Below are 12628 nucleotides of genomic sequence, written 5' to 3' on the forward strand. Positions count from 1 at the left end.
CCGAGTGGTGTAGAAACGCTCCAGCGCGGGTAGGCCGGAACAGGACGTTTCCCCTTCCGGAGAGGCAACCATGGCCCAGCGACACGTCGTTCCCGGAAACGGTGGTGGCGGCTGGAAGGTGGTCGGCACGGCCACCGACTCCGCCGAGTCGAGCACCAGCACCCAGGCGGACGCGATCGACGAAGCACGCAGGCAACTGGAGGACACCGACGGAGGCGAGATCCTCATCCACGGGGTGGACGGATCGGTTCGCGACCGTCGCACGATTCAAACGACCTCGTAGCGGCTCGACGCGGTGGCCCGGGCCGTTGCGGCCCGTGGCCTCCACCCACGAGTCCGCACCGCGACGGCTCGGGCGGAACGGTTCCCGAAACGCTTCGTTAGCACGCCGGTAACACCCGGCCCCCAGGATGTCCGCATGAGCGGATTCCGGGAGCTCGTCTCCTACCCACGTGGACAGGCGGACGGTTCCGCGCGGGCACTCGGCCCCCTGGCAGGAGCCGCCGGGTTCGTTTCGCTGACCGGAGTGGCGCAGCTGGTGCTGCTCCACTCGGGGCTCGCCCGGTCCGGCGCCCTGACGTTCCTGATCACCGGAAGTGCGCTGCTCGTCGCCGTCGCCCTGCACGTGGCGGGCCGCGCCGTGATCGGCCCTTCACGCAGGAGGGCCGGACAGGGCCCGCCGGAGGAGCCGATCACGGTCCCGCTGGAGAGCTCCCCCGAGCGCGAGCTCTGGCGCGTCCGCGCCTCGGTGGACGACACGCCGGGCAACCTGGCGGCGCTGACGGGGCAACTCGCCCTGCTCGACGCGGACATCAGGACCATGCAGGTGCATCCGGTCTCCGACGCGGCGGTCGACGAGCTGCTGGTTCACCTGCCCGCGGGAACCGGACACGACGAACTGGTCGAGACGGTGGCCCGCGCGGGAGCCGGGAGGATCACCGCCGAGCGCACCGACCCGCACGAGCTCGACGACGTCCCGACACGGGCGCTGCGCCTGGCGGGCGACCTGGTCGAGGGCACGGTCGAGCCGACACGCGCGCTGCGCGCGCTGCTCGGAGAGGTCTCCCTGCGCAGAGCGCAGTCCCCGGAAGCGGACACCGACGAGCTCGACGGCTCCACCATGCGCCTGCTCCATCCCTCCGGTGGGGTGTTGACGCTGCACCGCACCGCCGGGGAGTTCACCCCGGCCGAGTTCGCCAGGGCCCGCTCGATGCTCCGGCTGGCGGGGAGCTGCGGGCAACGCCTCGGCCGCCCCGTGAGGGAGCTGAACGCCGAGGACGGCTCGCGGGTGACGCTGCGCCCGGCGGACCGTTCCGACATCGCCCTGGTGCGCGCGCTCCACGAGCGCTGTTCGAGCGCGGGCATGCACCGCCGCTACTTCGTCACGGGTACGCCAACGGAGCGGCAGTTGGATCTGCTGCTCGCCCCCGCGCTCGGCAGGTCGACGGTGGCCCTGTCCGAGCGTGGGGAGCTCGTGGCCATGGGCAATCTCGGTTACGACGGCGACGACGGCGACCTCGCGCTGCTGGTGCGCGACGACTGGCACGGGCTGGGGGTCGGTTCGGCACTCCGGGACGAACTGCTCGGTCACGCCGGGGAACTCGGGCTGAACACCGTCGGCGCGCTGACACAGCTGGACAACACCGCGATGGTCCGCACCCTGCGCTCGGCGGGCTTCAGGCACACGGGCGCGGGCGAGCCCGGGGAGTGGTCCTGGGCGCTCGACCTGCGGAACGGAACCGCGGGCTCCCGCGCCCGCGCGGGGGAGGCGGGATCCCGTCGGACGTTGGCCGAGACCAGCCCGCACTGAGTACTCGGCCACCGCGCGGCGGGCCCCTCAGGGGAGCTCGTCCGGAGTGCCCTCGAAACCGGGCAACGGGTTCCCGGCGGAATCCTCGCTGCGCTCCCGGGCTTTCATGCGGGCCTCGTGGACGTGTCGCTGACCTCCGAGCAGCTCGTCGCGCAGCAGGCGTTCCAGCTCGCGGAAGAGCGACCAGTACCCGTCGTCGAACTCCTCCAGCGTCTGGAAGGTCCACCTCCCGGGCAGCACGTTGCGACCGAGCAGCTCGCGCTCCAACCTGTCCGCCGATCCGGTGTGCCCGCGGGAGCGCAACAGCCGAACACCCTCCGCCAGCTTCGCGTCGGCGGCCCCGATGAGCTGGTGCCACTCGTGGAGCAGTCCACGGGCCCGCTCCACCTTCTCCAGCGCCTCGGTCACCCTGCCGACGGCCGTCGCGGTCCGCTCGTCGACGTTGCCCGGGTTCCCGTCCCGGTGTTCCCGGTGTTCGTTCCGCTCGTCCATGAACAGCGCGCCTCCTCCGTCCGGCACACCGCCGAGCGTGACTCCGTTGGGGGCGAACCGCACGGGGCGGGGCCCGGTTCACGACACCAGGACGTTCTCGAACTGCCAGGGGTCGTCTCTCCCCTCTTCCGGGTCCTCCCCGAGCGAGTCGTCCCCGTGGGCCAGCGGGGTCCACTCGCTCCTCGTGGACGGGCACTTGCCCAGGTACGGCTCGGCGGCCCCGAGCACCTCCTCGTGGTCGAGGTCGTCCGGCACGCACAGCCCCCTGCCCGGGTTCCGCAGTATCCACCGCAGCGCGCCGAGCGCGGAGGCCGCCACCTGGAGCGTCGTGGCGTTCTGGCCGGGAACCAGCGATCGCGCCTGTTCGATGTCGAGCTGACTGCCCGTCCACCACGCGTTGAGGTCGTGTCCGAGCAGCAGCGCGCCGAGCTCGTCCATCCCCTCGACGATCTCGTCGCCCATGATCCGCTGGCTCGACTGCATCCGGTAGCCCTGCATCCGGCACTCGTGCAGCGAGGCCAGTCCGGCGTCGCTCGGCAGGTAGGCGAAGTGCACCGTCGGCCGGTAGCGCACCCGTCCCTCCGGAGAACGCACGGTCAGGTGTCGTCCGATCGTGTAGGTCTCCCCGTGGCTGATCATCAGCCCCAGCATCGGCCCGGTGGAGGGCACCCAGGAGCGCACCCAGGTGCTCATCCCCGTCCGCTCGAGATAGATCTGGTTGCCCGGACCGCTGTCGTGCGTGACGGCGCGTGGCGGGAGCTTCCGCTCGTGGGTCCCCCAGCCCAGTTCGGCCGGAGCGGTCCCCTCCTCGTAGAACCCCTTGACGGACCAGGTGTTGACGAACTCGTCCACCCGCTTCGGGAGCCGCCCCGTCTGGGTGTCCCGCTCGGAGATGTGGATCGACTTCGTCCCCGTTTCCATGGCCAGTTCCGCGTACTCGCCCTCCGCGAGGGCCGTCCGCAGCCGGTCGCGCCTACCGGGTTCCAGCCGCCGCTGCCCCAGCCGGTCCTCCTCGAGCAGCGCGCTCGCCACGTCCCGCAGCCCGCGCTTGGTGAGGTGGCTGACCAGTCCGGGGTTCGCCCCGTGCTCGACCACGGTGGTGGGACCGCTCTCGTCGAGTTCTTCCGCGAGCTCGTGGAGCCGGGCATGCCTGCGGTAGGTGGTCCGGTCCACCGTCGCCGTCGCGGGGTCCCCGTTGGAGTCCCACGTCTCGATCGAGGTGTCCAGGTAGTGCACCCCGTGCGAGTGGCACCACTCGACCAGCTCGCAGGAGTCGATGTCCCAGGTGAGGTTGATCAGTACGTCCCCACCGGACAGTTGCCCGCCCAGGAACTCCGCGAAGTTCTCCCGGGTGATCCGGTGTCTCAGGTAGCGCGCTCCGGCCTCCAGAGCCGGTTCGGCGCCGGAGGGCCGGTCGACGAAGTCCACGATCGTCAGCCGTCGGAAGTCCATGTCGAGGTGTCTGAGCAGCAGCGGCTGCAGGCACCGGGACACCGCCCCGCACCCGAGCAACAGCACACGTCCGGTGAATTCGACACGCCATCCGGTTTCCATGTTCCAACACGTACCGGTGAGAACACGGTTCGGCCACAGCACGGTGACAAGAAGGACCGATCAGCGTAGTGCCGCGCCCGGGGCGGGGGCGGCGGTCCGGCCAGGGGCCCGGTCCGGTCCGCCGCGAGGGCCGCATCGAGCGGCTCCCCCGAAGCCCTCGTGCGCCCCTCCGATCCCGCGGAGGACTTCCGGTTCCGGATCCGACTCAGGTCAGCGCCGGATCACCGACCCCGGCACCGTGCAACCAGGCCACCTCGTCGTGGAGCTGCTCCGGTGAGAGACCGCGGAGCCGCGCGTTGCGTTCCACCGCTGCTTCTCCTGCCGGGTGGTACAGCACCCGCCCCATTTCACGGGAGACGAACTGGGCGCGCGCGGTACGGGGAGAACGACGCCCGTTGAACTCCTCGAACCGCTCCGGCACGTCCTCTGCCGAGCAGGACAGCGTCCCGCCGAGCACCACGGCGTCCTCCAACGCCATGCACGCCCCCTGCGCCGCGTACTGCAGCATCGGATGCGCCGCGTCACCCAGCAGCAGAACCCGGCCCTCCGCCCAGCGCTCGACCGGGTCGCGGTCGCAGAGCACCCAGGTTCTCCACTCGGACCCGAGCTCCAGCAACCGGCGGGCCCCGTGCACGAACTCGGGGAACTCCGACAACACCGGATCACGGTCCACGGGTTCGCCCACGACCTCCTCCGAGGCGTCGTCGTCCCTGGTGACCGCCAGGTTGAGCAGGTCACCACCCCCGATCGGGTAATGCACGAAGTGGCACTTCGGCCCGGCCCACAGGGTGACCGAGTTCCAGCGGAGCTCGGCCGGCACCTCCTCCATCGGAACCACCGAGCGGTAGATGGTGTGCCCGGAGATCCGCGGTGGGCCGTCGCCCACCAGCTGAGCGCGCACGGAGGAGCGGATGCCGTCCGCTCCGATCAACGCCGAGCAGGTTATCCGCCGACCGTCCTCCAGCACGGCCACGACACCGCCGGTGCCGTGGTGTTCGTACCCGGCCACGGCGGCGCCGCTCCACAGCTCGACGGAGTCCGCGGCGCGGCAGGCCTCGAGCAGCGGGCGGTAGACGTCGATGCGGTGCACCACGGCGTAGGGGTTGCCGAACCGCTCCCGGTAGGCACCGGTCACCGGCATGCTGGCCACGTTCTCCCCCGTGGTTCCGTCCATGAAGCACAGCTCGTCTATGTGGACGGCCAGTTCCCGCACCCGGTCACCGACCCCGAGCCGATCGAGCGCGTGGAAGGCGTTGGGCCCCAGCTGTATCCCGGCACCGAGTTCGGTGAACTTCTCCCTGCGTTCCAGCACGAGCACTTCGTGCCCCTGTTCCGATGCGGCGAGAGCGGCGGCCAAGCCACCGATTCCGCCACCGGCGACGACAATGTACACGTCACACAGTCCTTTTCCGATTCGTCGACATCGATCGACCGGTTCGTGCGGAGGGGCTCGAAAAGCACCTCCGAACGAACCGGGAATCACCGGGAGACCCGAAGACGGCCTCCGGAAGAGACCCGAGGGGTCAGGGAACGACGGCCGCGCCGCCCTGTTCGGCCAGGCCGTGGATCCCTTCCACGACGGCCTCCACGTCGAACTCGTAGCGCTCGGTCGGCGAGTAACCGATCAGCTCGGCCGCACCGGAGGGCATCGCGGCCTCGGCGGCCGCGTCCGCCGATTCCCACAGGAGCACCGCGCCCCAGCGATCGGCCCCCCGATCGGATATCCAGAACTTCAGCACCAGCCCGTGAACCCCGGAGAAGCGCCGCGCCGCTCCGTCGTTCAGGTACTCACCCAGGGAATCGATGGTCTGTTCGGAGTACCTCAGGTCCCACCAGACGACGACCGCCCGCATCAGAGCAACACCCCGCTCGTCATCTCGCGGATGATCCGCGGCCCGGCGACCGTCAGCAGGGACTCGGCGTGGAACTGCATCGACGCGAGTCCGGGACCGCGCAGGGCGTGCACCTCTCCGGTACCGGGGTCCCTGCTCACCTCCACCACGCCCACGCCGCGGAGCTCGATCTTGTCCTCTGCGGAGACGGCGGCGAACGTGTTGTAGAAGCCCACGCGCTCCGCCGCGCCGAACAGGTCGATCTCCCGTTGCGTCCCCTGGTTCGGGCGTTCCCGGCGAACGACCGGCAACCCCAGCAGCGAACTCAGGACCTGGTGGCTCAGGCAGACGGCGACGAAGGGCTTCCGCTCGGAGAGCAGCCGCCCGGTCGTCTCGCGCAGTTTCCCGATCTTGGGAGATCCCCCGTCGTTGGGATCACCGGGACCGGGCCCCATGACCACGAGATCGTGGTGCTCGGTCGAGTGGTTCTCGTCGAAGCGGCGCACGGTCACCTCGAGGCCGAGCGAGCGGAGCTGGTGCCCCAGCATCGCGGTGAAAGTGTCCTCGGCGTCGACGACCAGCACCCTCAACCCGGCCAGCTCGGGAGCGGACCGGGCGCGTTCCTCCTCCTCGCTCAGCCAGAACGTCGCTATCGAATCGTTGCGCCGCCGCAGAGCGCCGCGCACGCTCGGGTGCTCGTCGAACCCCCTGCCGGTCCCGGAGCGCAACGCGGAGAGCATCCCGGCCGCCTTCGCCCTGGTCTCGGCGACCTCGGAGACCGGGTCCGAGTCGCGGACCAGCGTAGCTCCGACACCGATGCGCAACAGGCCGTCCGGGGTTATCTCCGCGGCCCGGATGAGGATGGACGAGTCCATGGTGCGTCCGCCGCGCTCGTCCCGGCCGATCAACGCCGCGACCCCGCTGTAGTACCCGCGTCCCGCCGGTTCGTAGCGGCGAACCACCCGGGCCGCGCTTTCCAGCGGACTGCCGGTCACCGTCGGCGCGAACATCGTCTCCCGCAGGATCTCGCGCACGTCGCGAACGCTGTGCCCGTGGACGAAGTACTCGGTGTGCGCCAGCCGCGCCATCTCCTTCAGATGCGGCCCCGTCACACGGCAGTCCCTGTCGCAGACACGACTCATCATCTTGAGCTCCTCGTCGACGACCATGTACAGCTCGTCGACTTCCTTGGAGTCGTCGAGGAACTCCAGGATCCCCGCCAGGCTCGCCCCCGACTCCGGATAGCGGTAAGTGCCGCTTATGGGGTTCATGACCGCGTGCTCGTCACGCAGGCTGATGTGGCGTTCCGGCGAGGCGCCGACGAACGTGCGCTGCCCGGTGTGGATCAGGTACGTCCAGTAGGCTCCCGATTCGCGTTCCAACAACCTGCGGAAGACCGTCAACGCACGTGCGGTCGAGTAGTCCGCGACCTCCGCGAGGAAGGAGCGCCCCAGGACGAAGTTCGCCCCCGCACCGTTGCCGATCTCGTCCTCGACGATCCGCCGCACCGTGTCCGCGTACTCCCCGTCGTCCAGGTCGAAGCGCTCGTCACGCAGGTCGATCCCGGTGTCGGGCACGCGTTCGAGGACATCCGCGGTGGACAGCCGCCGCTGTCCGCTGACGCTGAGCGCGATGAGCGGCGCCCCGTCCTGCGGGGCCTCGAACTCCTTCTCCGCGAGCTGCCGGTACGGGACCACCGTCAGCAGCTCGTGCCTGTCTCCCCCTGCCTCCTCGGTGGTGCCCGGCAGGTCCGGGACCGGCAGATCGGCCAGGTTCTCCACCGTGGTGACGGATCCGGTGAGCATTTCCACCACGTCCGCACCCGTCGTCTCCGGGCGGTGCAACAGCGCGAAGGGCCGGGGGTCGCCTTCCAGGACCGCCCCCAGCGGGTCGGCGTTGCCGGGCTCTCGTCCCTCGTTCATCGCACGACCTCCCCGACACCCAGTTCGGCCACGACCGAGGCGGTCGTGGTGACCACGGCACAGCGGCCGGCCGCGTACTCCAGCGCCATCCGGTGGTGGTCGGCGGAGAAGTCCGCCACCGCGTCGGCGACGAGGAACGGTTGGACGTCGTTGGTGAAGGCGTCCAAGGCCGTCACGAGCACACCGACGTGCGCGTAGACCCCGCACAGGATCAGCTGGTCGCGTCCCGACTCCCTGAGCCGCGCGAGCAGGTCCGTCGCGAAGAAGGCGCTGTAGCGCCACTTGGTGAGAACCCAGTCGCTCCCGCCGGGCGACAGCCGGGCGACGAGTTCGCGGTCCCCGGGCTCGGCGCGCATCCCCCTGCCCCAGAAATCGCGGAGCAGCCCACGTTGCTCGGTCGTCATGTCACCCGGCTGCGCCGTGTAGGCCACGGGAACCCCGAGATCCGCACAACGCCGACGCAGCGCGACCGCGTTGTCGACCAGGTTCCCTCCAGGCTCCCGCTCCTCCGGGAACGGCTTGAGAAAGTACTCCTGCATGTCGTGGACCAGCAGGACCGCACGATCGGGATCGGGCTTCCACCGCGCGGTGTTCACTGGGAGCTCTTCTTCTCCGGGCATCGAATAGGGCGGCACGGACGGAATTCCCGCCATAATAACTCCCTTTTTCCCGAGAAAGGATTCTTCGAAAAATTCCCCGCGCGAACGGAGTCCGCGCGTCTGGGCTGCACGTACCGACGAACGTGGAGCACCGGCGCTGGAGCGGCCGGGGTCAGGAGCCGAGCGCCGCTCCGCCGTCGACGGTCAACGAGTGCATGGTGATGTGCGCGGCCTCGTCCCCCAGCAGGAAGGCCACGGCGTCGGCGACGTCCTCCGGGGTGGCCAGTTTCCCCAGCGGGATACCGACCCGGTAGCGCTCGGGAACCCCGGCTATCGTGGCGTCACGCCCCCCGGAGTCCTCCCACATCGAACTGAGCATGGGGGTGTCCGTGGAACCGGGAGCCACCACGTTGCACCGGACACCGTGCTCGGCCACCTCCAGTCCGAGCGTTTTGGTGATCATCGTCGCCGCCGCCTTCGACGCGGCATAGGCCCCCATGTCCGCCCGAGGGGTCGTAGAGGCGTTGGAGGACACCGTCACGATCGCGCCCCCGCCCCTGGAAACCATCCGGTCGGACACGGCCCTCGACACGAGGAAGACCCCCGCCGCGTTGACGGCGAAGGTCGTCGACCAGTCCTCGTCAGTGAGCCGACGAACCTCTCCCATGCGCAACACCCCGGCCGCGTTGACCAGGAAGTCGATCGGCCCGAGACGGGATTCGACCTCCTCGACCAGTCCCCGCACCTCGGTGCTCGAGGACACGTCGGCTGGGAAGAACGCGACTCCTTCCCCGGAGGCGGCGCTTTCCGCGCCGGCCCCGCTCAGTCGCCCCTCGTCCCGGTCGACAGCGGCCACACGCGCCCCCCGCGCACCGAGCTCACGGACCACCGCTCTCCCTATTCCACCCGCCGCTCCGGTGACGAGCGCTACTCTGTTCCGCAATTCGCACAACCTCCGTCGGACGTCTTCGCCGAGGCGGGACACGGTCAGCACCAGGCGGACACGACCCGCAGGGTCTGTTCGGGATTGAGCCGGGGATCGCAGAGACTCGTGTACCCGCGCCCCGCCCGGTCCGGGGCCGAACCGTCGGTGACGCACTCGGTGACGTCGTCCGGACTCGTTTCCAGGTGCAGGCCTCCCGCGACTCCGCCCTCCTCCTCGACCAGACGGCGGAAGCTCCGGACCTCGCTCATCACCGAGTCCACCAACCGGGTCTTCGACCCGTCCGCGCGGCTCACCGTGTTTCCGTGCATGGGGTCGCTCATCCAGATCACCGGGTGCCCCTCGGCACGCACCGCGCGGACCAGCGGCGGCAGCCCCTCCTCGATCACGCCCTCCCCCATGCGCGCGATCAGCGTGAGCCTGCCCGGGACGCGTTCCGGGTCGAGGGCCTCGCAGAGCTCCACGACCTCCTCGACGGTCGCCTTGGGGCCGACCTTGCAGGCCACGGGATTGAACACCTGGGAAAGCAGCGCCACGTGAGCACCGTCCACCTGCCGGGTGCGCTCGCCGATCCAGGGCCAGTGCGTCGAGCCGAGCACCGGAAGCCCGGTCGGATCACGCCTGGTCAACGGCAACTCGTAGTCCAGCAGCAGTGCTTCGTGGCTGGTCCACACGGGCGGGTCTATGAGCGAGCCGGTGGTCGCCCCGGGCCAGCCGAGCAGGTTCATCACGTCCCGCGCTGCTCGGTATCCCCCGAGCATCCTCTCGGGGTCGGGCGTCCGGTCCTCTTCGGAGGGTTCGAGGGCGTTGACCATGTGCCCGCGGTAGACGGGCAGCCGCCTGCCCCCGACCACTTCGGTGGGGCTGGAGCGGGGTTTGCCGAACTGCCCCGCGATCCTGCCGACGCGGAGCACGGGTTCCCTGGTGCTCATCCGGAGAACACCCGCCATGGAGTCGAGCATCCCCGTCCTGCGTGCGACGTGCTCCGGGGTGCACTCGGCCGGGTCCTCGGCGCAGTCCCCCGCCTGCACGATCCGCATCTTGCCCGCGGCCACGTCGGCCAGCAGTCCACGCAGGATCCGGACGTCCACGGAGTCGACGAGGGCCGGTAATCGTGACAACCGCTCACCGACCCCGGAAACGTGCTCGGGGTCGGGCCAGTCCGGCTGTTGCTCAGCGGTGCGGGAAAGCACCGCCTCGACGAGGGACCCCGCACCGGTGTGCCCGGTTTCCAGGGGAGCCGATTTCGACGGGGAAACCATTTTCGACCACCTCGAAAAAGAACGAATCAGGAAACAACACAATCCATGATGACCGACCCGCTCCGGTTGGAACAATTCGAACCGGCCACTTTGTCACGTGGAACCACGCGGAAGTCGGGAACGAAAAACAAATCCGAGCGCCCCGCGAAAAAACAGAAAAGAATCCTCGCACCACCGCGCGCGGACGGAGGGAGTCGTCGCGCCGAAAATTCGACCCGCCGGCGCGGCGGGTCGAATCGGTTGGGGTACTACCGGTTCACGCGTCCCCGGAGCGGCGAACCCGCTCCGGAAGGACCGCGCGTCCTTCACAGCTCGACACGAACACCGTACTCGGAAACCCAGCGGTCGAACTCGGCCAACCGCTCCAGGACGGCGCGCGCACCCCACGGACCACCGACGCCGTAGGTGCCTACCGGCTCGTCGAGCAGCGCGCGGATTCCGGACTCGGAAACCAGGTCCAGCACGGGGGACCCCTCGGTGATCAGCCCTTCGACCCTTTCCCGCAACGCCAGCTCGTAATCGAGGTCCTGCGTGGACGGATAGGGGGTCTTCTTCCTGTCCAGCACCGAGTCGGGCAGGATCCCGCGCATCGCCTCCCGCAGCAGGCTCTTCTCCCTGCCGTCGAAGTTCTTCATCTCCCACGGCGTGTTGTAGACGTACTCCACGAGCCTGTGGTCGGTGAAGGGCACTCGGACCTCCAGCCCCGCGGCCATGCTGATTCGGTCCTTCCTGTCCAGCAGGAAGTTCTCCCAGCGGGTCAGGTTGAGGTAGGTCAGCTCGCGCATGCGCTCCCGGGTTCCCGTCTCGCCCTCCAGGCGCGGGACCTCCTCCAGCGCCTGCGCGTAGCGCTGCTTGACGTAGTCCTCCAGTCCCAGAGAGTCCCAGAGCCCGACCGCGCGCAGCGCACCGATCCCGCCCGCTTTCTCGAAGGGGTGGTGCCACGGGAAGGTGTCGGCCTCCACCGCCTCCTCGTCGTGGAACCAGGTGTAACCGCCGAACAGCTCGTCCGCCGCCTCACCGGACAGGGCCACCGTCATGCGCTTCCGCAGTTCGCGGCAGAGCACCAGCAGCGAGTACTCCATGTCCCCCGTGGAGACCGGGAGGTCCTGGGCACGCAACACCGACTCGCGCACTTCCGGATCGAGCACGTCCTGGTTGTCCAGTTCGACGACGACGTGCTCGGCCCCCACTCTCTCGGCGACCTCGACGGCGAACGGAGTGTCGGGGTCGGCCCACTGCACGTTGGAGGTGAAGCTCTCGGAGAGCCCCTTGAAATCGACGGAGAAGGCCTCCACCGGGTGCTCGTGCCCCCGCTCGCGCAGGGCCCTCGCCGCCAGGGCGGTGACCGCGCTGGAGTCCATGCCCCCGGACAGCAGCGTGCCGACGGTGACGTCGGCCACGAGCTGGCGGTCCACTATGTCCTCCAGCAGCTCCCGCACCCTGCTGATCGTCGTCTCCAGGTCGTCGGTGTGCGGCCGAGCGCGCAGCTCCCAGTACGGTGAGGTGCGCCGGCCGTCGCGGCCGAAACGCACGACGGTGGCGGGACGCACCTCGTGCATACCGCGGAACACGGCGTGGCCCGGTGTCTTGACGATGCCGAAGACCTCGCGCAGGCCGTCGGCGTCGACCACGGCCTCGGCCTCGGGGTGGGCGAGCACCGCCTTGGGCTCGGATCCGAAGAGGACGCCGTCCGAGGTGGGGTAGTAGTACAGCGGTTTGACACCCATCCTGTCCCGCACCAGCAGCAGTTCCTCGCTCCGCGGGTCCCAGACGGCCATCGCGTAGATCCCGTTGAGGCGTTCCGCGAACCCCTCACCCCACTCCAGGTAGGCGCGCAGCACGACTTCGGTGTCGGTCGCCGTCCGGAACTCGTGCCCGAGCTCCCGCAGCTCCTCCCACAGTTCGCGGTAGTTGTAGACCTCCCCGGTGTAACTGATCACGGGTTGCGAGTCGTCGCCCTCGACGGCGCGCATGGGCTGACTGCCGTTCTCCGGGTCGATGATGGAGAGCCTGCGATGTCCGAGCAACGCGCGCGAGGAGATCCACGTTCCGTGCTCGTCGGGACCGCGGCACTCCATGGTCCCGGTCATCTCGGATATCGTTTCCGCTCGTCCGGTCAGGTCACGCTGATAACTCACCCATCCGGTAAGTCCGCACATAGTATAGGCCTCTCACGAGTAATGAACCCGAGCCGAGCGAATCGACCTCGGAGAA

Annotated in this window: 11 protein-coding genes; 2 read left to right on the forward strand and 9 right to left on the reverse strand. The window is 69.5% G+C overall.

Annotated elements, in window-relative coordinates; translation table 11 throughout:
* The first annotated feature begins 70 nt into the window (after positions 1-70).
* A complete protein-coding gene (locus tag FHR84_RS16070) occupies positions 71-283 on the forward strand; it encodes a DUF2188 domain-containing protein (RefSeq protein WP_179536356.1) in 213 nt (70 codons plus the stop codon).
* A 135-nt stretch (positions 284-418) separates the two neighbouring features.
* Positions 419-1810 (forward strand): GNAT family N-acetyltransferase, encoded by a 1392-nt coding sequence (locus FHR84_RS16075; protein ID WP_179536357.1) that lies wholly within the window; start codon positions 419-421, stop codon positions 1808-1810.
* A gap of 27 nt (positions 1811-1837) precedes the next feature.
* Here the strand turns inward: FHR84_RS16075 and FHR84_RS16080 are convergent, their stop codons facing one another.
* The 9 genes from FHR84_RS16080 to asnB form a co-directional block, all read right to left on the reverse strand.
* Positions 1838-2302: a hypothetical protein gene (locus tag FHR84_RS16080; protein ID WP_179536643.1), complete on the reverse strand. Its 465-nt coding sequence runs from the start codon at positions 2300-2302 to the stop codon at positions 1838-1840.
* A 78-nt stretch (positions 2303-2380) separates the two neighbouring features.
* The gene (locus FHR84_RS16085; protein WP_179536358.1) at positions 2381-3856 is read right to left on the reverse strand and encodes a saccharopine dehydrogenase NADP-binding domain-containing protein; all 1476 of its coding nucleotides are present in this window, start codon (positions 3854-3856) and stop codon (positions 2381-2383) included.
* A gap of 205 nt (positions 3857-4061) precedes the next feature.
* Positions 4062-5249, reverse strand: coding sequence for a 3-hydroxybenzoate 6-monooxygenase (locus FHR84_RS16090; protein ID WP_179536359.1), 1188 nt, complete (start codon positions 5247-5249; stop codon positions 4062-4064).
* 130 nt (positions 5250-5379) lie between these two features.
* The gene (locus FHR84_RS16095; protein WP_179536360.1) at positions 5380-5709 is read right to left on the reverse strand and encodes a hypothetical protein; all 330 of its coding nucleotides are present in this window, start codon (positions 5707-5709) and stop codon (positions 5380-5382) included.
* On the reverse strand, positions 5709-7610 hold the full coding sequence (locus tag FHR84_RS16100; RefSeq protein WP_179536361.1) for an anthranilate synthase family protein: 1902 nt from the start codon (positions 7608-7610) through the stop codon (positions 5709-5711). Before FHR84_RS16100 ends, FHR84_RS16095 begins: the two co-directional genes overlap by 1 nt.
* The gene (locus FHR84_RS16105) at positions 7607-8263 is read right to left on the reverse strand and encodes an isochorismatase family protein (protein ID WP_179536362.1); all 657 of its coding nucleotides are present in this window, start codon (positions 8261-8263) and stop codon (positions 7607-7609) included. Before FHR84_RS16105 ends, FHR84_RS16100 begins: the two co-directional genes overlap by 4 nt.
* Before the next feature lie 118 nt (positions 8264-8381).
* A complete protein-coding gene (locus FHR84_RS16110; RefSeq protein WP_179536363.1) occupies positions 8382-9152 on the reverse strand; it encodes a 2,3-dihydro-2,3-dihydroxybenzoate dehydrogenase in 771 nt (256 codons plus the stop codon).
* A gap of 44 nt (positions 9153-9196) precedes the next feature.
* Entirely contained in the window at positions 9197-10414 is a 1218-nt protein-coding gene (locus FHR84_RS16115; RefSeq protein ID WP_179536364.1) for a 3-deoxy-7-phosphoheptulonate synthase, read from the reverse strand.
* A 305-nt stretch (positions 10415-10719) separates the two neighbouring features.
* On the reverse strand, positions 10720-12573 hold the full coding sequence (gene asnB, locus FHR84_RS16120) for an asparagine synthase (glutamine-hydrolyzing) (protein WP_179536365.1): 1854 nt from the start codon (positions 12571-12573) through the stop codon (positions 10720-10722).
* Between the last annotated feature and the right edge of the window lie 55 nt (positions 12574-12628).

The sequence above is a fragment of the Actinopolyspora biskrensis genome, assembly GCF_013408175.1.
Taxonomy (GTDB): Bacteria; Actinomycetota; Actinomycetes; order Mycobacteriales; family Pseudonocardiaceae; genus Actinopolyspora; species Actinopolyspora biskrensis.